Below are 18,428 nucleotides of genomic sequence, written 5' to 3'. Positions count from 1 at the left end.
CACATGAATTGGGGCGAACTTATCGGCTATTGGCCGTTCGTTGTCGGGCTGCTCGCCACTGGTATTGTGTCCGGAATTGCCGCTGGCCTGCTGGGGATTGGCGGGGGCGCGGTGATTGTGCCTGCGCTATCCAATGCGCTGCTGCTGATGGGTTATGACAGTGAGATCGTTCAACACGTTGCTGTTGGGACCTCGCTCGCCATTATCATACCGACCGGGATCATGAGTGCGCGCTCGCATCATAAGCGCGGCGCGGTCGATATGAATGTGTTCAAGCTGTGGGCGCCGTTCATTGTGGTTGGCACGTTCATCGGTGGGCTTATGGCCGGCTTGTTCTCGGCCAATGTGCTGCGCATTGTTTTTGCGGTAATGGCTTTCGTCATCGCGGCGAACATTATCTTTGGTTTGCAAACCAAGGTTATGGGGCACTTAAAAGGCTCGTCGCTGACGCACCGAATTTCGGCGTTTGTCGTCGGCTATATTTCGTCGCTGATGGGTATTGGCGGTGGCTCGCTAACTGTGCCGACACTGGTGGCTTTTGGGGACAGCATGCACAAGGCCGTCGGGACGTCGGCTGCGATCGGCGTTGCGATTGCGCTGTCCGGGACCGCGGGCTTTTTGATTTCAGGCTGGGGCGTGCCGAACCTGCCGCCGTTGAGCATTGGCTACATCAATATCGTAGCGCTGGTGCTGGTGGGCGTTTTGGCCGCCGTTTGTGCGCCGCTTGGCGCGACGTTGGCGCATAAGCTCGACCAGAAGACGCTCAAGCGCGTGTTCGCCGTGTTCCTGGTGCTGGTGGGGCTCAATATGCTTTGGAAGGTGCTGGCGGGGTAGGGAGGTTGTCTTTTGATGAGCCGGGCCATTCGAGCTTAGCTCTCATGGCCTCCTCTCCTAAAAAGGCGCCACTGGCGCCTTTTTGCTGGCCTCCGGCCAGCCGGTTCGGAGGGGTTGGTGGGGACGGAGTGACTACGGTGGTTCCGTCCCCACCGCCCAAGCCCCCTCTAAGGAGGGGATCCGGGTTCTCGCGGCAGACATGTCTGCCGGAATGTAACTGTGCCTATGTCGGGTCCCGTTTGTTCAAAACAAGGCAGGTGCGACAGAGTTCCACCGATTACTTTTTGGTGTTCTCAAGGTCCCATTCGACATTGACGGTGATGGAGAAGCTCAGCTCGCCGGCCTCAACCGGGACCTTGTCGGCGGCGACTGCGCGTTCTGCCATGGCGTAAGCGACTGGTACGGCGTAATCTCGGCTTTCGCTGATCTTCTCAATATCGCCAAGGGTTGTGCCAGAGGCTAGTGCGTAAAGCTCAGCCTTGGCGCGGGCATCGGCGAAAGCGGCCTTGCGCGCTTCATCGAGCAATTCCGACGGGTCGGTGACCGAAAACTCGATCCCATTGACGGTGTTGGCGCCTACGGTGACCGATTGATCGAGAATCGAGCCAAGCTTTTCGAGGTCGCGAACGACGACGGAAACGCTGTTGGCCACCTGATAGCCATTGATCTTGGGCGGCAGACTATAGCCGCTCGCGTCACGCTCTTCCGAATAGACATAGTTGGGGCTGACCGAGAAGCCAGAGGTCTGAATATCGCGTGCCTCGATACCCGAGCCTTTGAGGGCTTCAATCAGCGCCGTCATGGCAGTGCTGTTCGCGTCGAGCGCTTCCTTGGCTGTCGCGCCCTGTGTGGTCACGCCAGACGACACTGTTGCCATGTCAGGCGCTGCGCGGACTTGGCCGCTGCCCTCAATCGCAATGGTACCGGCAAAAGCAGGCGCAACACTAGCAAGCAAAGCGAAGGGAACGATCAGGCTTAATGCACGCATGTCATACTCCTAGATGAGGTCAGGGGAGAATCCCCTGTCTATGCGTCAGTATTGCGGCAGAGATGAACTGTGCCTGAACGTTTCACTTTAACGCCAAGGAATAGGCGTTTGGGGCGAGGGTTTAGGAGCGCAGGCTTGCAAGAGTCTTGCGTATGATTACGCTGGTGCAAGCAGGTTGGATTTGTTCCGATTTGGGCAAAGCGATGTTGCCCACTTTCCCTTCCTTTCCAGAAAAGTATGACTTATACCCTTGCGTCATGGGAGGGCGCTGGCTGCGGTGCAGTCGCGGCCAGAGGCAAAAGAGGTTGCGAATATGGGCTTGGTTCCGGGTGGAGTGTTGTTGGGACGTGCAATGGTGCCGGGATATGCATATCCGCGCATTGTGACCGTTAGGGACGGGCAACTCGTCGACATCACCGCCAAGGGATTTGCTGCGGTTCGCGATATTGCCGAAAGCGGGCGAGCCACCGAGCACGTGCGCACTGTGGCGGGCACTGCTGTCGGTGCTGTCGAGGCCGTGCTCGCGAATTCGGAGGCGGCTTCCCCACGCGATGATGTCGCCCGGCTTCTCGCGCCAATTGATTTGCAGTCAGTGAAAGCTTCGGGGGTGACCTTTGTGGTGTCGCTCCTTGAGCGCGTGATTGAGGAGCAAGCACGCGGCGACAAGAGCCGTGCAGATGCTCTACGTAGCGAAATTCTCGATTTGATTGGTACAGACCTCAGCGAACTGGTTCCGGGATCGGACAGCGCCATGAAGGTCAAGGCCGCGCTGATCGCCAAGGGTGTTTGGAGCCAGTATCTCGAAGTTGGGATTGGACCGGACGCTGAGATTTTCACCAAGTCCCAGCCGATGAGCGCTGTTGGCTTTGGTGCCGAAGTTGGGCTGCACCCGATTTCGAGCTGGAACAATCCTGAGCCGGAAGTGGCTCTGCTGGTGACCAGCAAGGGCGCGATTATCGGCGCGACCTTGGGCAATGACGTCAATCTGCGTGACGTTGAAGGACGTTCGGCGCTGCTCTTGGGCAAGGCGAAGGACAATAATGCTTCGGCCGCGCTCGGCCCATTCGTGCGCCTGTTCGATGGCGAGTTCACTCTCGACACCGTCAAAAACGCTGAGATCGCCTTACGGGTTGAAGGCGAAGACGGCTTTGAACTCGATGGCCATTCCAACATGGCGCAAATCTCGCGCACGCCTGAATCGCTGGTTGCCGCCACGATTGGCGAACATCACCAATATCCAGACGGTCTTGTGCTTTATCTGGGGACGATGTTTGCCCCGGTGAAGGATCGCGGCGGGCAGGGCATGGGCTTTACCCATAAACTTGGGGACGTTGTCTCTGTTTCGACGCCAAGCCTTGGCACACTGCGCAACCGGGTTAATCTCTCAACTGTTTGTCCACCCTGGATCTATGGCGCGAGCCATTTGCTGCGCGATCTTGCTCGCGCGGACCTCTTGTGACCCATTGCTGAAAGGCACATTCATGACTGAACTGTTTAAGAACCTTATCGACGGCGAGTGGGTCGGCTCTGACGGCGTTGAAAACATCAACCCATCCAATCTTTCGGATGTTGTGGGCGTCTATGCGCGCGCATCGGTTGACGACACAACAGCGGCAATCGCGGCAGCTAAGGCTGCGTTCCCTGCATGGTCGCGTTCCGGCCTGCTTGAGCGTCATGGCATACTGCGCAAAGCGTCCGACGAGATTTTGGCGCGCAAGGCCGAATTGGGCGAGCTGTTGGCGCGCGAAGAAGGCAAGACACTGCCAGAAGCAATTGGCGAAGTGACCCGCGCTGCGCAGATCTTTGACTTTTTCTCGGGCGAAGTGCTGCGCCTGACAGGCGAAGTTATGGCTTCGGTTCGTCCGGGCGTTGGCGTTGAAATCACCCGCGAGCCGATTGGCGTCGTGGGGATTATCACGCCTTGGAACTTCCCCATTGCGATCCCAGCATGGAAGATTGCTCCAGCGCTCGCTTATGGCAACACGGTTGTCATCAAGCCTGCTGACTTGGTGCCAGCTTCCACCTGGGCAATTGTTGACATTCTGCAGCGCGCAGGCCTGCCGAAGGGTGTTCTTAATCTGGTCATGGGCAAGGGCTCTGTCGTCGGGCAGACACTGCTGGATAGCCCTGATGTCGCGGCGCTTAGCTTTACCGGTTCGGTTGGCACTGGCCGTCGCGTGGCGGAAGCCTCGATCAAGCACAATCGTAAGTTCCAGCTGGAAATGGGCGGCAAGAACCCGGTTCTGGTGCTCGATGATGCGGACCTCAAGGTCGCCGTCGAGAGCGTGGCGCAGTCGGCCTTCTTCTCGACCGGTCAACGTTGCACGGCATCGAGCCGCGTGATTGTCACTGAAGGCATTCACGACAAGTTCGTCGAAGCTTTGGCTGAACGCACCCGCAATTTGCGTGTTGGCGCGGCGCTCGACAAGGATACCGAAATCGGGCCAGTCGTCGATCCGAGCCAGCTCAAGCAGGACACCGATTACATCGCTATCGGTCAAGCTGAGGGCGCAAAACTCGTCGCAGGCGGTGGTCGTGTGAAGAAGGATACAGAGGGCTACTTCCTGCAGCCTGCACTGTTCACTGAAGCCACCAATTCCATGCGTATTGCGCGCGAAGAGATATTCGGGCCGGTTGCAGCGGTGATCAAGGCCAAGGATTACGAAGAAGGTCTGGCGATCTGTAACGACACCGAGTTCGGTCTGTCGGCAGGTATCGTCACCACCTCACTAAAATACTCGACGCACTTTAAGCGCAATGTCGAAGCGGGCATGGTGATGGTCAATGTGCCGACGGCCGGGGTGGACTTCCACGTGCCGTTTGGTGGTCGCAAGGGATCGAGCTATGGCCCCCGCGAGCAGGGCCGTTATGCGGCAGAATTCTTCACCGTGGTGAAGACGGCTTACACAGCCGCTGGCTAAATTGGAAATGCGAACGGGGCCTTCGGGCCCCGTTTTTTATTCTGCTTGGTCTTTGGCAGGGCGTTGCGTGAGTGCCATGCCTGCAAGGATTAGCACAATGCCCAGGACGCTCGCCCACATGGTCAGGGGCACGCCGCGCAGCATGTCGAGAACGACACTCGAAATCATCTGACCTGCAATGAGTAATAGGGTTGTATTGGTCGCGCCAATCTTGGTGATGAGGAATGAGCCTGCGGCAACAAAGATCACACCGATTGCACCGCCCGAATACACCCAGAGCGGGATTTCGCCGATGTTTTCGGGAATGAGCCCACCCACGGCAAGACCGAGGACGGTCATGAAGACGAAGCCGACGATGTGGTTCCAAAAGGACGAAATGAGCGGCGTGGTAGAGACGGAGACGCGCCCATTGACCTGACGGCTGAGGATGATCAGCAGGCCGATCACGAAGGCAGAGATAATGGGGCCGATCATGCTGCACCGACGCCGAAGAGAATGATGATCATGCTACCGGCGGAAATCAGTAGTACGGCGGCGCCGTCGCGCAGGTCGAGCTTACGCTTCGGCAAGCCCAGCAGCCCCCAGTGATCAGCGGCGAGCGAAAGAGCGAACTGACCCACGAGGCCAATCGCCAAAGTGCCACCCAAGGCGATGGGCGAATTGACTGAGTAGGACGTGAGAATAACCGTCAGACCACCAAACACGCCCCCGAGATAGGCCCAGAGGGGGGCTTTGCCATGAATGGCCTTGGCAGCGGCGGCTTTGGCGCGTTCCTTGCGCCATATGATGGCGAGCAGCAGCATTGAAACGACCGTGCCGACGCCATGAGCCTGCCACGATGAAAAGATGCCGCCGCCATATCGACCGGCCTCACCATTAAAGAAAACTGCGAGGGTGAGTAAGCACCCACTGGCGAACGCAGCGAGCAGGTAGAGCGGGTTGACCCGCTGCGTTGAAAAGGACGTCATGAAGTTCCGACTCAAATGGTTGCTAGGAGACTAGCTGAGCTGTGAGGAACGTACAGCGAGAACGTGAACCACGTCGAAACCAAAATCGCCCGTCGGTGACGAGCGATTAAAGTCGAAGAGAACTGAAGGCTTTAGAAACGCATCCCGACACCGCCGCGTAGGCTGGCCGAGACCATGCCTTGGGTGTTGAGTCCGAGTTCTGTGCCGGCGGTAAAACTGTAGGTGCCGGACTGGTATTGGGCATTGGCACCGATGAAGCCGCGCGCGGCATTGGTCGAGTTGCCCGCAAGGCTCAGTGTCGTGCCGAGCACTTGAGCGTCGGTCGTGCCGCCATAGGTCAATGTGCCATCGGCACCAATCTTGGCGCTGCCACTCCAGCCACTGCCCGCTTCGCCGAGGTCGATAGTGCCGAGTTCAAGTTCTGCACGGGCGTTGAGCAGCTGCGAGAAGCTGGAGCCCATGGTGACATTGGCAGAGGAGCCTGATTCCGAATAGCCAGCCTGATGAATGCCAGCATAGGTCAAGGTGACGCTCGGAGTTAGGCGAGCGAAGCCGAGATACTGGTCCATGCCGAGTTTGATCGACGGACTGGCGAACATGCTAACATAGTTGGCATAGGCCGTTTCATACCCTGCTGCGACCGTGTTGTTGACGAAGCGGCGCGCGCTGTCATTGGCGGAAACGCCAAGTGTCGCGTTGATGTCGATGAACACGGACCCAACAGCCAGCGAGGCATAGCCGCCGCCGAGCAGAGATGTGACATCGAGTTCGGACTTGGAAACGGTCTCAACGTGGCCACGGCCGAGGCCAACGAAAAGCCCCGCGAGGCTCTCATCGGAGAGTTTTATGTCTGAGCCAACCAGTGCGCCACCTTGCAAGGACTTGGAGCCTGTCTTGCCCGAAGTGGGGGCGGTGAGTTCGCCATAAGCGCTGGCCCATGCTCCAAAATCGTCGCTCGGGGCAAAATCAGGGAAGTCTGGTGTCGCCGGGGACGGAGCATAGCCCAGAGCCGAGGTGCTGCTCGGCAGGCTTTGACGGCGATCGCCAGTATGGTTGGCGATATTGGATGTCACCGTGCTAGCAGTTTGAACGGTCGCGGTGTTGGCCGCTTCGATGGAGGCGGTGGAAACAACGGTGAAGGTTGTGTAGGTGCTCGTCGCGGCATCGCCATTGCGGCGGTGCTCTGTGGCTTCGGTTGTGACAGCGCGGGTATAGGCCTGGCCATGCGTTTCGATCTGATCGTCGCGCAACTCTCCAGTAATCTTGATAACGCCTTCAAGGCCGTTGCCGATTTCGAGAGAGCCCGTTGCAGCCTGCGAGAAGCGAATGCCACCAGAAACCACAGAGCCGGGCAAGAGCGTGAGTTTGCTATTGGCAAAACCCATTGCGAAAGCATCGAACTGTTCGCTGATTACGGTGCCGCTGTTGATAATGTGAACATTGGCGGCATTGGTTTGGATGCCATGGCTCTGGACGTAGCCGCCAGAAGAGGTTTGGTACTCTCCACCCTTTGCATGGATGGTCCCGGAGTTGGTGATGACAATATCACTTTGGGTCGTGGGGGAGTAGACATAGATACCGGCGCTGCCGTGGTCCGCTGTCCTAATGTTGCCCGTATTGGTGATGCGTGAACTGGTGCCGTAAAGGCTAATACCGTGGGATTGTGTGCCGTGGGTGATGATGCTGCCACTATTGTCCAACGTCACATTGAGCACATTATTGGCGCTGTTTTCGACCTGGATACCTGTGCCCGCCCAGCTGCCCTTGGTCTCAATCGTTCCGGTGTTGGTGAGTGTGAAATAATCACCAGTGGCGTAGACGCCATAGGAGCAGTCTTCGTAGGAGAAGATGCCGCCGTGATTGACCACTCGCGTGTTAGCTGCCAGCGTTTCCAGCGCGTAGGTGGCGGTTCCGCGATTTTCGATCGTACCGTAGTTCGTGGTCACCGTATCCAAGCCGGTGATGGAAATCACGTTGCTTGTGGAGTCCAATGTGCCGCCACTTGCGATAAAGAGCGTGTCCCCGGTCCCGGAAAGGCTCTGAGCGCCTTCGGTTTGACCATCACTGATGGTGATATCTCGGGCCTGCGCTGCGGTGATATTGGTAGCAGCAAGTAGGGCGACGATCGCCGGTACAACGGCAATTGGCTTGGACAACATGGTGGCGCGGCAATCCGCAGCTTTTGGTGCTGCTCAACAAATCAGGAGACACGAAGAATATTATGGTTAATCCTATGATATGAAAGGACTTTACCCGTCAAGCGTCTGATTTGGTGGATTGCGTTTTTGGGCCTCGTAGAACGCGCAAAACAGTTTCGATGCGCCGCGCGCAGAGAGATTTTTTGGCTTTTTTCTGATCACCGGCGACTTGCGGTGACCAGAAAACAGTGCCGAGTGTCAGACCTTGTTGTGCCTAAGGGCACGCGATCTAAGCCAGTTGCGAGAAGCGTTCGTCGAAGGAGTAGCCGGCGCCGCGCACGGTGCGGATGGGGTCGGCTTCCTTGCCACGGTTGATGGCGCGGCGGAGGCGGCCGATGTGGACGTCGACCGTGCGTTCGTCGACATAAACGTCATTACCCCAGACGCCGTCGAGCAACTGCTCGCGGGTGTAAACGCGGCCCGGATGGGTCATGAGGTATTCGAGCAGGCGATACTCTGTTGGGCCGAGGTGAATGTCTCGGGAGCCACGGCTGACGCGATGGGTGGTGCGGTCGAGTTCTAATTCACCGACCTTGAGCGCGTTGGTCACAAGGTTCGGGCTGGTGCGGCGGAGCAGGGCCTGAATGCGCGCGACGAGTTCGGGGACAGAGAATGGCTTGACGATATAATCGTCTGCGCCGGTGGTGAGACCGCGGACGCGCTCTTCTTCTTCGCCGCGTGCCGTGAGCATAATAATTGGAACGCGGGCGGTTTCTTCACGCGCACGGAGGCGACGGCAGATTTCGATGCCGGAAACTTCGGGTAGCATCCAATCGAGCAGGATCAGGTCAGGGACGCGTTCTGCGATGGCGTGGTGCGCTTCATCGCCGGTTTCCGCTGTGACGACATCAAAGCCCTCAGCCTGCAGATTGTATTGCAGGAGCAGGGAGATGTCGGCTTCGTCTTCGACAACAAGGATCGTCGCGGGCATGGGCGTGCTCCGTCAATCGGTCCCAAGGGACCGTTACTCAATATAGGGGATATTCGAAGAGTTCGTCACGCCGATTGGGCGGCGTGACGGAATTTGCGCTTAGGCTTTGATCTGCTGGCGATGGAGTTCTTGAACGTCGCTGGTGAGCTGCTTACCAGTCGAGAGATAGTAAGCGCGTTCAGCGATATTGGTTGCGTGGTCGCCGACACGTTCAAGGCTCTTGGCGCAGAACAAAAGCTGGGTGCACGAGGTGATGTTGCGCGGATCTTCCATCATATAGGTGAGGAGTTCGCGGAACAGAGAGGTGTGCATGGCGTCGACATCGTCGTCGCGGTTGCAGACGACCACGGCAGCTTCAGCATCGCGATTGGCGTAGGCGTCGAGTGCCTCCTTGAGCTGACCAAGCACGAGAGCGGTCATGTTGCGAACGCCGCTGTAGAACGAGGCCTGCAGGTTGATCGCTTCGAGCTTGAGCGATCGGCGGGCCAATTGCTTGGCCATATCGCCAACGCGCTCAAGATCAGACGCCACGTGGATGGCAGTGATGATCGAACGCAGGTCAGACGCCATTGGCTGGCGACGGGCGATCATGGACACGGCCATTTCGTCGATTTTGCGCTGCATGTCGTCGATGCGCTGGTCGGCGATGATGGTCACGTCGGCAAGTTCGCGGTCGAGCTTGAGCAGGGCGCGCGTGCCGTTTTCGACAGCCGTTTCCACCTGACCACCCATTTCGGCGATGGCCTGCGCAAGGGCGAGAAGTTCTTCGTTATACGAAGTAACGATGTGCTCTGTGCCGGTATTGTGTGGCATGGCTTTGCTCTCCCCTTAGATTAGCCGATACGGCCCATGATGTAGTCTTGGGTCTGCTTGTGGACGGGGTTGGTGAAGATGTCTTCAGTGTCGCCCTGTTCAATCAGATTACCCAAGTGGAAGAAGGCAGTCTTTTGCGAGACGCGGGCTGCCTGCTGCATCGAGTGGGTGACGATGACGATGGTGTAATTGGTACGCAGCTCGTCAATCAGCTCTTCGATGATTGCGGTTGCAATCGGGTCGAGGGCCGAGCAGGGCTCGTCCATGAGAATGACTTCTGGGCCAACGGCAATGGCGCGCGCAATGCACAGACGCTGCTGCTGACCGCCGGATAGGCCGGTGCCTGGTTCCTGCAAGCGATCCTTCACTTCGTTCCAAAGACCTGCCTTTTGCAGCGACGAGGTGACGATAGCGTCGAGATCGGTCTTGTTGCGGGCAAGGCCGTGAATGCGCGGACCGTAGGCGACGTTGTCGTAAATCGACTTCGGGAACGGGTTCGGCTTCTGAAACACCATGCCAACGCGGGCGCGCAGTTCAACCACATCGAGGTCTGGCGCGTAAATGTCCTGACCGTCGAGTTCGATTTTACCGCCAACCTTGGCGCCTTCGATGGTGTCGTTCATGCGGTTGATGCAGCGCAGGAAGGTCGACTTACCGCAGCCCGATGGACCGATGAAAGCGGTGACCGAGCGATCCGGGATGTCGATGGAAATGCCGTGCAAAGCTTGCTTGGCACCATAGTGCACGGTGACATCGCGGGCAGTCAGACGAATGGGATGCGCGATCATTTCAGACAGATCCGTATTGGCGCCGAGGGCAGTGTGGGGTGTCTTGGCCTTGGAGGCAAGGATATCCATTATGTGATCCTTATGCGCGCTTTTCGAGGCGAGATCTGAGGAAGATCGCGATCGCATTGAGGGAGATCATGAAGGCCAGCAGGACCATGATAGCGGCGGAGGTGCGGGCTTCAAAGAAGTTGCGGTTTTCGTTGCCCTGCCAGAGGTAGATCTGAACGGGGAGGGCGGTCGCCTGATCGAGCGGGGTTCCGGGGACCGACGCAACGAAGGCGTTCATGCCGATCAAGAGGAGCGGCGCGGTTTCACCCAAAGCCTGAGCGACGCCGATGATGGTAGCGGTCAGGATCGAAGGGAAGGTGACGGGAAGCACGTGGTGGAACACCATCTGCGTCTTGGAAGCACCCATGCCGAGCGCCGCCTGGCGCAGAGCCGGGGATACGCCTTTCAAAGCTGCGCGGGTGGCAATGATGATGGTGGGGAGCGTCATCAAGGTGAGGACGAGACCACCAGCCAAGGGGGCAGAGATGGGGAGGCGGAACCAGTTGATGAACACTGCGGCGCCCAGAAGACCGAAGACGATCGAGGGAACAGCCGCGAGGTTGTTGATGTTCACTTCGATCAGGTCGGTAAGGCGCGACTTGGGAGCGAACTCTTCAAGATAGATCGCGCTGCCCACGCCAATTGGCACGGCGAGCACAACCACAATCAGCATCATCCAGAGCGAACCCATGAAGGCACCCAGGAGGCCTGCCGATGCGGGAGCAGAGCGACTATCAACGCTGGAGAGCAGCGACCATGCAAAACCCTGCGTGATGGTGCCGTCTTCTTCGAAAATGTCGATGAGAGCACGCGCCGGGGCCGAGAGCTGTTGCTGACCGTCGCCCAAGCTGCGGTCAATATTGCCCTTGATCCAGTTATCGGCATTGGCCGAAGCGAGAAGCTCCATCTGCACGGTTTGGCCCATCAGGGATGGGTCGGCGACGAGACGCTCACGGACTTCGTGACGGGCGTCGGTCTCGGCAATGGTCAGGAGCTGGCGGGTGTCGATCTCATACCCTTCCGGCGCTGCTTTGCGCAGGGAGGCTTCGATGACGTTATTCCAGTTGAGCATGGCGAGCTTACGCTGCCAGGCCATGTTGGCAGCATGAAACTCAGCATCGGACTGACCGGCAGTGCGGACAGGGGCAGGCTCGATCTTGATCAGTTCAGGATCGTAGGTGATTTCCAGATGCAGGTTCGACTGCATGAACGCCGGAACGCCCTTACGCAGAACGTCGGTGAATAGAATGGCGACGAACCCAAGAGCCAGCGCAATGGCGACGACGCCAAAGCCGCGGAAAAGCTTTTCGGTGCGGTGACGGCGCGCCAGTCCATCGCGGACGCGTTTACGGCGTTCGGCGGCAGTGTCGAGGACAGTGTTGGTCATTCGTACTGCTCCCGGAAGCGACGGACAATGTAGAGGGCGACAATGTTCAGGCAGAGGGTCATGACGAAGAGCGTCAGGCCCAAGGCGAAGGCAACCAGCGATTGCGGGCCGGTGAAGTCGGTGTCGCCGGTCAGCTGATTAACAATCGACACGGTGATGGTGGAGACAGGCTCTAGCGGGTTGCCGCGCAAGATTGGAGCGTTACCGGCAGCGAGAACCACGATCATGGTTTCACCAATGGCGCGGGATACGGCCAAGAGGAAAGCGCCGACAATGCCCGGGAGAGCTGCTGGCAGAAGCACATTGCGGATGGCTTCAGATTGGGTGGCGCCGAGGCCGTAGGCACCATCACGGAGCGTACGCGGAACCTGATTGAGAATGTCGTCGGACAGGGAGGAGATGAACGGGATGATCATCACGCCCATAACGATGCCGGCGGTCAGAGCGCTGGTGGCGCTGACGGAGATGCCAATGGAGGCGCCGAAGTCGCGCAGGAAGGGACCGACGGTGACGAGGGCGAAGAAGCCATAAACAATGGTTGGAATACCCGCGAGGATTTCGACCACAGGCTTGATGACGGCACGGACTTTTTTATGCGCGTATTGGTTGAGGTAGATGGCGGTCATCAGACCGATCGGTACCGCAACCAGCATGGCAATGGCTGAAATCATCAGCGTACCGCCGAGGAGCGGGAGCAGGCCATAAGACCCGGCATCACCCGACCCGGTGGAGGAGAACTTTGGCGCCCAGACGGTGCCGAAGAAGAAATCGAGCGGATTGACGAAGGTGAAGAAGCGCAGCGCTTCACTGACCAGCGAGGCAACAATGCCTACGGTGGTGAGGATCGCGACGGCCGAGAAGGCGATCAGCAGCCAGGAAATGGCGCGTTCAACTTCGTTGCGGGCGCGTAGGCGCGGGCTGATGCGGCGGCGGGCAAGGTGTAGGCCGAGGACGCCCAGACCTGCTGCGGACGCCAGCATGATCAGAAACGAGAGAAGCTGGAAGCGGCCAAGATTTTCGCCTGCGGCTTGTTCAAACGGCAAAAGCTCGCCAGTGACACCGAAGCCAGAGGCAAGATCCTGAATGCGCTTGAGTTGGGCGTTGAGGCCCATTTGGTCGAGCCCCGTCAGAACATCCGTTGGGATCTGCGAGACCGTGAACCAGTGGGTGACGCCGGGGGAGAAAAAGGCCCAGATGGCCAGCACGAGAACGGCAGGCACCAGAGTCCAAATCGCGGCGAGGGAGCCGTGATACTGGGAACGAGAATGGACGCGAACGCCGTTTGGCGTTGCGAGAGCGCGGCTCTTGGACCAGCCGAGCTGGTAAGCAAGACCAAGCAGGACGATGAGTAATCCGGCAACGATCGCTGTGTTCACTTTGTGGGGTCCTTACTGGCCCTAAGAGATGCGGGCCGCATCAGATGCGGCCCGCTGTTTGGGAGAATTACTGGCCCAGGAAGGTAGCCAGTACTTCGGCAGTGACTTCTGCCGGCTGCGGGATCAGACCCGCGGATTCGAGAGTGCCACCCTGACCCGACATGCCTTCAGAGATGAAGTATTCGGTGAATTCAGCTAGGCCCGGGATCGTGCCGATGTGCTGACCCTTGACGTAGAAGTAGAGTGGACGGGAAACTGGGTATTCGCCCGCAGCAACGGTTTCGAGCGAAGGAACAACGCCATCAATGGTCGCGACCTTGAGGGTGTCCTTGTTCTGGTCGTAGAACGAGAGGCCGAACACGCCGATGGTGTTCTTGTCTGCGGTCAGACGCGCCAGAGTTTCGGTGTAGTCACCGGCGATTTCGACAACGACGTCCTGACGGAAGGTGGTGACAGCGGCTTCGGCTTCTTCTTCCGAAAGACCTTCTGGCAGACCTGCAGCTTCAGCACCTGGAGCGACAACCTTCTCCTGGAAGACTTCGCGGGTGCCGTGGTTCGAGCCAGGGATCGCGAGGGCGATTGGCTGGTTCGGCAGGGATGGGTCGACCTGATCCCAAGTGGTGTATGGGTTGTCGACAAGGGCGCCATCAACAGTAACCTTAGCGGCGATGGCCTTGTAAACGTGTTCTGGCTTCAGGGCGAAATCAGCGCCCGTTGCGGCCGATGCGAAGACAATGCCGTCAAAGCCGAACTGGATTTCGCGGATGTCGGTAACGCCAGCGGCGTTGCAAGCTTCCCGCTCGCTGTCACGGATTGGACGCGATGCATTGGCGATGTCGATGGTGTTTTCACCAACACCTTCGCAGAACTGACGGAAGCCACCACCGGTGCCGCCGGAGCCGACCACTGGAGTGTTGAATTCAGGGAAGGTCGCGCCAAACTCTTCAGCGACGATGGAAGAGAATGGGAGAACGGTCGAGGAGCCAGCAATCTGGATAGTGTCACGGGCCTGAGCGGCGACAGTGCCAAAAGCGGCGAGGGCGACAACAGCGGTGCTAGCGTAGAGTGCGATCTTCATAGGGAATTCCCTCTCGAAATTCGTTTTAGGTCTTGGCCAGCCATCTGTCTGGCCGCCCTGAACGTGGAGGACCATATTGCTGCACGGCGACAGATTTATTGCAGTTCAGTGACAGGTATGTGACGCGCTAACATGCTGACAGATATGGTGAAAAACAGATATGACATGCTGTGTGACATCTTATGTGACGGAGTGTGACACAGAGAATCTGAGACGTTTAGCGCAGAAGGGGGCGCAGCTCGGACTGAATTTTGCGGATGAGGGGCAGGAAATGCGCAATCATTTTCGAGGTCGGGGCACGCGCTGTTTGGGCGCCAATGTTGACGGCGGCGACGATTTTTCCGGACGTGTTATAGAGCGGCACGGCGATGGAACAGAGGCCGAGTTCGAGCTCTTGATCAATGACCGCAAAGCCCTGAGCCGCGACTACGGCCAGCTCTGTCAGAATTGAGGGCATATCTGCCTTGGTGCGCTCTGTGTAGGCGATCAACTCGGACCGTTCGAGAATATCGCGCGCTTGGTCTTGGGGCAGGGCGGCTAGTAATATGCGTCCCATGGAGGTGCAATAAGCCGGTAGGCGCGCGCCTTGGGCCAGATTGATGGACATCACGCGGCGCGTCGAGACGCGCGCGACATAAAGAATGTCGGTTCCATCGAGCACTGCTGCCGACGTTGACTCATTGGTATCCCGCGATAGCTCTTCCAAAAATGGCTGGATCAGGCGGGGTAGGGGCGTGGTGGCGAGGTAGGAATGCCCAAGCTTTAGGACGCGTGGCGTGAGCTGGAAGAACTTACCATCATAAGTGGCATAGCCTTGATGCACGAGAGTGAGCAGGCATCGGCGTGCGGTTGCGCGCTCCAGACCAGTTCTCGCGGAAACTTCGGTGATCGACATCCGTGAATGTTCCTCATCGAAACATTCGATAACCGATAGGCCTCTAATCAGGCCGTGAATGATATCGCCATCACGCATGGGAGCTTTGTCGCGTTGTCTCGGAACAAGGTCAAGCGCGGTTCCGTTGATACGCTTGTATTTTGGTGGTTCCACCACCACATAAGGCGCAATTTTCTAGGAGAAAAAATGACGCAAGATCGTGCTTACGCGCAGTATGACATCGAAAAGAAGTCCCCGATCATCGCCTATGTGCTGTGGTTTTTCCTCGGCTATATCGGTGTACACCGCTTTTACCTCGGGCGTGTGGTAAGCGGCTTTATCATGCTGGCGATGTCTGCGCTTTTTGCGCTGCTGACTTTTGTCAGCTTCGGACTGTTCGCATTTTTGTGGTTCATCATGGGCGCGTGGTGGCTCATTGATGCCTTGCTTATTCCCGGCATGATTTCACGCCGGAATAATGAGGTTGCGAACCGCGTTCTTGGACGCCGCTACTAGTTTGTAGGCTGGTTCTCGATCTTGACGTCTTCGGCCTTATTGGCCTCCGTCAATGCCTTTTCATAGCGATCCCGGAACAAGGACGCACGTGCGAGCAGCATCAGCGTCACCGGGGTCGTGAGTGTCATGAAGACAAAAATCGCGATCTCATGGAAGACAGGACGCTCTTGGATGACGGTAAAATAAATTGCCGAGCCCAAGAGTATCAGTCCGCCACCCATGCTTGTGCCCATCGTGGGGGCATGAATGCGCAGATAAAAATCATTGAGCCGTACCAGGCCAAGGCACCCTGCAAGAGTAAGCAAGGAGCCAATAACCACGCATGCCGAAACGATGATTGCGAGCCAGAGGGGAAGATCGGGGATCATTCGACAACCTCGCCACGCATGAGGAACTTTGCCAAGGCGACGGTGCCGACAAAGCCCAAAAGACCGATGAGCATGGCCAGTTCAAAGTAGATCTGGTTTGCCGTGCGAATGCCCAAAGCGATCAGCTGGAGCATGGCGACGACGTATAGAGCGTCGAGCGCCAGGATGCGGTCTTGGGCGCGCGGGCCCATGAACATACGATAGAGGGTCGCGATCATCGCGGCCGCAAGCATGACCTGTGCGCTGGTAATGCTCCACATCAGAATATCGTGGCTCATTGGAATACCTCCAACAGCGGTTTCTCGTAGCGATTGCGGACGGTGTTGATCCATTCATCGGGATCAATAAGATCGAAGACGTGGAGCAAAACGACATTGCGTTCTTTGTCGTATTGCAGCCAAGCACTGCCCGGCGTGGCGGTGACGATGCAGGCCAAGATGGCCAGGGCAAACTCATTGGTGAGTTGGAGTTCCATCTCGATGAATTCCGCCGTGGGCTTTGGGCGTCTCTGAATGAGAATAGTGAACACGGCCAAGTTCGACCGGATAATGTCGAGCCCTGCAACAAAGGTCATTTTAACCAAGGGCAAGACCCGTTTGATGCGGACACGATCCGGCAGAACGGGGAGTGCGAAGTGGGGCACGGCAATCGCTATGGCGATGCCCATGATGATGTGGCCGAGCCCGGCAGATTGCTGCAGCGTGAGCCACAACAACAGCAGCATGAGCGAAAGGACAGGATAGGGGAACAGCCTGCTCATTGTGTGTTCCTCATGCTGGTGAAGACAGCGTCGATATAGGCCTGAGGCGAATGCAACAGGGCGGCCGTGTCGTTGAGGATGTCGAGGATGGGCCCGGCAAACAAGGTCATCAGCACGCAGATGCCGATCAAGCCGATGATGGGCTGAATTTCGGCCACCCGCACCTGGATGCCTTCTTCAGGCATGGAGGTCCAGAAGATGTTGATGCCGTTACGCACCATGGCGATGAGCACCAAAAGCCCGGAGATGATCATGGCTGCGGTGTACCACCAGGTCGCCGCAGTTGGAGCATTGCTTGCGTCGAACGCTGAGGACAGCATGATGAACTTCGACAAGAAGCCAGCAAAAGGCGGCAGTCCAGCCATCAGCAGGGCGATAATGGCAAAGCAGCAGCTGATCAGCGCCGTTCCGGCGGGAATCGTGGGGCTAACTTCCTGATCTTCGTCGATCTCTTCATCTTCTTCGTCGCCGTAGAACTCGAGCGAAACGGCGAGAACCTGCGCTTCCGCAGGCAAGCCTTGGTCGATGATGTCTTTGAGGAGGAAAAGCGCACCCGCTGCCAGAGTTGCGACGATCACGTAGAACAGCGCGCCAGCTGTAACGCCGGGGTCATTATAGGCAACGCTGAGCAGCAGCGTGCCTGCAGAGACGATGATCAGGTAGCTCGCGAGGCGGTCGAGTGCCTTCGACTGCAAAACACCCAAGCTGCCATAGGCAATGGTGAGAAGGCCGAGCACGAACAGCGTGTTCTGACCGAAATCATTGCCTTCGCCAAAGACGAGGGTCCAGAGACGCAAGAGGGCATAGAAGCCAACCTTTGTCATGATCGCAAAGAGTGCTGCGACCGGCGGAACTGCTGCCGAATAGGCGGTCGGGAGCCAGAAGTGCAGGGGCCACGCGCCAGCCTTGACGAGGAACGCAACGCCGAGAATAGCAGCGCCTGCTTCGAACAGACCGCGGTTCTCTTCACCCAATTGCGCCGATACGCGAGCGATATCGGCCATGTTTAGCGTGCCGGTGGTGCCATAGATCAAGGCAACGCCGATGAGGAAGAGCGACGAGGCGACCAGATTGACGGCGATATAGTGCAGGGCAGGGCGTACGCGATTGCGACCACCACCGTGCAAAACCAGACCATAGGACGCGGCCAGCAGGATTTCGAAGAAGACGAAAAGGTTGAACAAGTCCCCAGTCAGGAACGCGCCATAGAGACCGATGGTCAGGGCGTGAAAGAGCGGGAAGAAGTTCGTGCCATTGCGATACCAATGGGCCGATGCAAACACCAAGGCGGCAAAGGCGAGGACCGCTGTAAGCAATACCATGATTGCTGCCAGTCGGTCCGCAACCAACACAATGCCGAATGGTACGGGCCAATTGCCAAGCGGGTAAACGGCCACTGCCGCATCGCCCGCTAGAATGATCGAAGCGACGAGCAGTACTGCAACCAGTACGCTCATTGCGGCAAATGCGATATTCAATCCGACGAAACGATCGCTGCGACCGTCACCAATCAGCAGATTGGTGACGACGGCGATCATCGGAATGATGATCGGTAGAATAGCGACGTGAGCGAGATCCAT

The 18,428-nt window shown here is 57.9% G+C and carries 19 protein-coding genes; 4 read left to right on the top strand and 15 right to left on the bottom strand.

From position 1 onward, the window contains the following. Window positions 1-3: 3 nt before the first annotated feature. Window positions 4-834 (top strand): sulfite exporter TauE/SafE family protein, encoded by an 831-nt coding sequence (locus tag JHL21_RS04985; protein ID WP_200212171.1) that lies wholly within the window; start codon window positions 4-6, stop codon window positions 832-834. A gap of 277 nt (window positions 835-1,111) precedes the next feature. Here the strand turns inward: JHL21_RS04985 and JHL21_RS04980 are convergent, their stop codons facing one another. Next, window positions 1,112-1,822, bottom strand: a complete 711-nt coding sequence (locus tag JHL21_RS04980) for an SIMPL domain-containing protein (RefSeq protein ID WP_169196435.1) — start codon at window positions 1,820-1,822, stop codon at window positions 1,112-1,114. A gap of 313 nt (window positions 1,823-2,135) precedes the next feature. On the opposite strand from JHL21_RS04980, the gene JHL21_RS04975 reads away from it, so the two are divergent. After that, on the top strand, window positions 2,136-3,281 hold the full coding sequence (locus JHL21_RS04975; RefSeq protein ID WP_254081912.1) for a fumarylacetoacetate hydrolase family protein: 1,146 nt from the start codon (window positions 2,136-2,138) through the stop codon (window positions 3,279-3,281). Window positions 3,282-3,303: 22 nt separating this feature from the next. Further along, window positions 3,304-4,743, top strand: a complete 1,440-nt coding sequence (locus JHL21_RS04970) for an aldehyde dehydrogenase family protein (protein WP_200212170.1) — start codon at window positions 3,304-3,306, stop codon at window positions 4,741-4,743. 36 nt (window positions 4,744-4,779) lie between these two features. On the opposite strand, the gene JHL21_RS04965 is transcribed toward JHL21_RS04970, so the two are convergent. The 10 genes from JHL21_RS04965 to JHL21_RS04920 all read right to left on the bottom strand — a co-directional run bounded on the left by JHL21_RS04965 (window position 4,780) and on the right by JHL21_RS04920 (window position 15,303). Then, complete coding sequence (locus JHL21_RS04965) at window positions 4,780-5,217, bottom strand: DMT family transporter (protein WP_200212168.1); 438 nt, start codon at window positions 5,215-5,217, stop codon at window positions 4,780-4,782. After that, window positions 5,214-5,711 carry a DMT family transporter gene (locus JHL21_RS04960; RefSeq protein ID WP_200212166.1) on the bottom strand — a complete coding sequence of 166 codons (498 nt, stop codon included), beginning with the start codon at window positions 5,709-5,711 and terminating at the stop codon, window positions 5,214-5,216. The genes JHL21_RS04965 and JHL21_RS04960 overlap by 4 nt, the downstream gene beginning before the upstream one ends. 131 nt (window positions 5,712-5,842) lie before the next feature. Then, window positions 5,843-7,870, bottom strand: coding sequence for an autotransporter outer membrane beta-barrel domain-containing protein (locus JHL21_RS04955; protein WP_200212165.1), 2,028 nt, complete (start codon window positions 7,868-7,870; stop codon window positions 5,843-5,845). A gap of 268 nt (window positions 7,871-8,138) precedes the next feature. After that, a complete protein-coding gene (gene phoB, locus JHL21_RS04950) occupies window positions 8,139-8,840 on the bottom strand; it encodes a phosphate regulon transcriptional regulator PhoB (RefSeq protein WP_200212163.1) in 702 nt (233 codons plus the stop codon). Window positions 8,841-8,939: 99 nt separating this feature from the next. After that, the gene (gene phoU, locus JHL21_RS04945; RefSeq protein WP_200212162.1) at window positions 8,940-9,653 is read right to left on the bottom strand and encodes a phosphate signaling complex protein PhoU; all 714 of its coding nucleotides are present in this window, start codon (window positions 9,651-9,653) and stop codon (window positions 8,940-8,942) included. A 20-nt stretch (window positions 9,654-9,673) separates the two neighbouring features. Continuing rightward, window positions 9,674-10,441: a phosphate ABC transporter ATP-binding protein PstB gene (gene pstB, locus JHL21_RS04940; protein ID WP_216860349.1), complete on the bottom strand. Its 768-nt coding sequence runs from the start codon at window positions 10,439-10,441 to the stop codon at window positions 9,674-9,676. 79 nt (window positions 10,442-10,520) lie between these two features. After that, complete coding sequence (gene pstA, locus JHL21_RS04935; RefSeq protein WP_200212161.1) at window positions 10,521-11,876, bottom strand: phosphate ABC transporter permease PstA; 1,356 nt, start codon at window positions 11,874-11,876, stop codon at window positions 10,521-10,523. Then, entirely contained in the window at window positions 11,873-13,252 is a 1,380-nt protein-coding gene (gene pstC / locus JHL21_RS04930; RefSeq protein WP_200212159.1) for a phosphate ABC transporter permease subunit PstC, read from the bottom strand. Before pstC ends, pstA begins: the two co-directional genes overlap by 4 nt. 67 nt (window positions 13,253-13,319) lie before the next feature. Then, window positions 13,320-14,330, bottom strand: a complete 1,011-nt coding sequence (locus JHL21_RS04925) for a substrate-binding domain-containing protein (RefSeq protein WP_200212158.1) — start codon at window positions 14,328-14,330, stop codon at window positions 13,320-13,322. Window positions 14,331-14,547: 217 nt separating this feature from the next. After that, a complete protein-coding gene (locus JHL21_RS04920; RefSeq protein ID WP_200212157.1) occupies window positions 14,548-15,303 on the bottom strand; it encodes an IclR family transcriptional regulator in 756 nt (251 codons plus the stop codon). Between the two features lie 108 nt (window positions 15,304-15,411). Between JHL21_RS04920 and JHL21_RS04915 the strand changes: the two genes are divergently transcribed. Continuing rightward, window positions 15,412-15,720, top strand: coding sequence for a TM2 domain-containing protein (locus JHL21_RS04915; protein ID WP_169196423.1), 309 nt, complete (start codon window positions 15,412-15,414; stop codon window positions 15,718-15,720). On the opposite strand, the gene mnhG is transcribed toward JHL21_RS04915, so the two are convergent. The 4 genes from mnhG to JHL21_RS04895 are packed head-to-tail and all read right to left on the bottom strand — an operon-like array spanning window position 15,717 to window position 18,428. Next, window positions 15,717-16,088 (bottom strand): monovalent cation/H(+) antiporter subunit G, encoded by a 372-nt coding sequence (gene mnhG, locus JHL21_RS04910; protein ID WP_182394114.1) that lies wholly within the window; start codon window positions 16,086-16,088, stop codon window positions 15,717-15,719. The genes JHL21_RS04915 and mnhG overlap by 4 nt on opposite strands. Beyond that, window positions 16,085-16,366, bottom strand: coding sequence for a K+/H+ antiporter subunit F (locus JHL21_RS04905; protein WP_200212156.1), 282 nt, complete (start codon window positions 16,364-16,366; stop codon window positions 16,085-16,087). The genes mnhG and JHL21_RS04905 overlap by 4 nt, the downstream gene beginning before the upstream one ends. Continuing rightward, window positions 16,363-16,848: a Na+/H+ antiporter subunit E gene (locus tag JHL21_RS04900; RefSeq protein WP_200212155.1), complete on the bottom strand. Its 486-nt coding sequence runs from the start codon at window positions 16,846-16,848 to the stop codon at window positions 16,363-16,365. Before JHL21_RS04900 ends, JHL21_RS04905 begins: the two co-directional genes overlap by 4 nt. Then, the gene (locus JHL21_RS04895; protein ID WP_200212153.1) at window positions 16,845-18,428 is read right to left on the bottom strand and encodes a monovalent cation/H+ antiporter subunit D; all 1,584 of its coding nucleotides are present in this window, start codon (window positions 18,426-18,428) and stop codon (window positions 16,845-16,847) included. Before JHL21_RS04895 ends, JHL21_RS04900 begins: the two co-directional genes overlap by 4 nt.

Source organism: Devosia sp. WQ 349K1 (assembly GCF_016595685.1).
Classification (GTDB): Bacteria; Pseudomonadota; Alphaproteobacteria; order Rhizobiales; family Devosiaceae; genus Devosia.
This window is presented reverse-complemented; position numbering and strand designations above follow the sequence as displayed.

What these genes read in the sequence shown, in the direction of transcription:
- JHL21_RS04985 (WP_200212171.1), top strand. Translation starts at nt 4, where the DNA reads ATGAATTGGGGCGAACTTATCGGCTATTGGCCGTTCGTTGTCGGGCTG.
- JHL21_RS04980 (WP_169196435.1), bottom strand. Translation starts at nt 1,822, where the DNA reads ATGCGTGCATTAAGCCTGATCGTTCCCTTCGCTTTGCTTGCTAGTGTT.
- JHL21_RS04975 (WP_254081912.1), top strand. Translation starts at nt 2,136, where the DNA reads ATGGGCTTGGTTCCGGGTGGAGTGTTGTTGGGACGTGCAATGGTGCCG.
- JHL21_RS04970 (WP_200212170.1), top strand. Translation starts at nt 3,304, where the DNA reads ATGACTGAACTGTTTAAGAACCTTATCGACGGCGAGTGGGTCGGCTCT.
- JHL21_RS04965 (WP_200212168.1), bottom strand. Translation starts at nt 5,217, where the DNA reads ATGATCGGCCCCATTATCTCTGCCTTCGTGATCGGCCTGCTGATCATC.
- JHL21_RS04960 (WP_200212166.1), bottom strand. Translation starts at nt 5,711, where the DNA reads ATGACGTCCTTTTCAACGCAGCGGGTCAACCCGCTCTACCTGCTCGCT.
- JHL21_RS04955 (WP_200212165.1), bottom strand. Translation starts at nt 7,870, where the DNA reads ATGTTGTCCAAGCCAATTGCCGTTGTACCGGCGATCGTCGCCCTACTT.
- phoB (WP_200212163.1), bottom strand. Translation starts at nt 8,840, where the DNA reads ATGCCCGCGACGATCCTTGTTGTCGAAGACGAAGCCGACATCTCCCTG.
- phoU (WP_200212162.1), bottom strand. Translation starts at nt 9,653, where the DNA reads ATGCCACACAATACCGGCACAGAGCACATCGTTACTTCGTATAACGAA.
- pstB (WP_216860349.1), bottom strand. Translation starts at nt 10,441, where the DNA reads ATGATCGCGCATCCCATTCGTCTGACTGCCCGCGATGTCACCGTGCAC.
- pstA (WP_200212161.1), bottom strand. Translation starts at nt 11,876, where the DNA reads ATGACCAACACTGTCCTCGACACTGCCGCCGAACGCCGTAAACGCGTC.
- JHL21_RS04925 (WP_200212158.1), bottom strand. Translation starts at nt 14,330, where the DNA reads ATGAAGATCGCACTCTACGCTAGCACCGCTGTTGTCGCCCTCGCCGCT.
- JHL21_RS04920 (WP_200212157.1), bottom strand. Translation starts at nt 15,303, where the DNA reads ATGCGTGATGGCGATATCATTCACGGCCTGATTAGAGGCCTATCGGTT.
- JHL21_RS04915 (WP_169196423.1), top strand. Translation starts at nt 15,412, where the DNA reads ATGACGCAAGATCGTGCTTACGCGCAGTATGACATCGAAAAGAAGTCC.
- mnhG (WP_182394114.1), bottom strand. Translation starts at nt 16,088, where the DNA reads ATGATCCCCGATCTTCCCCTCTGGCTCGCAATCATCGTTTCGGCATGC.
- JHL21_RS04905 (WP_200212156.1), bottom strand. Translation starts at nt 16,366, where the DNA reads ATGAGCCACGATATTCTGATGTGGAGCATTACCAGCGCACAGGTCATG.
- JHL21_RS04900 (WP_200212155.1), bottom strand. Translation starts at nt 16,848, where the DNA reads ATGAGCAGGCTGTTCCCCTATCCTGTCCTTTCGCTCATGCTGCTGTTG.
- JHL21_RS04895 (WP_200212153.1), bottom strand. Translation starts at nt 18,428, where the DNA reads ATGGATCTCGCTCACGTCGCTATTCTACCGATCATCATTCCGATGATC.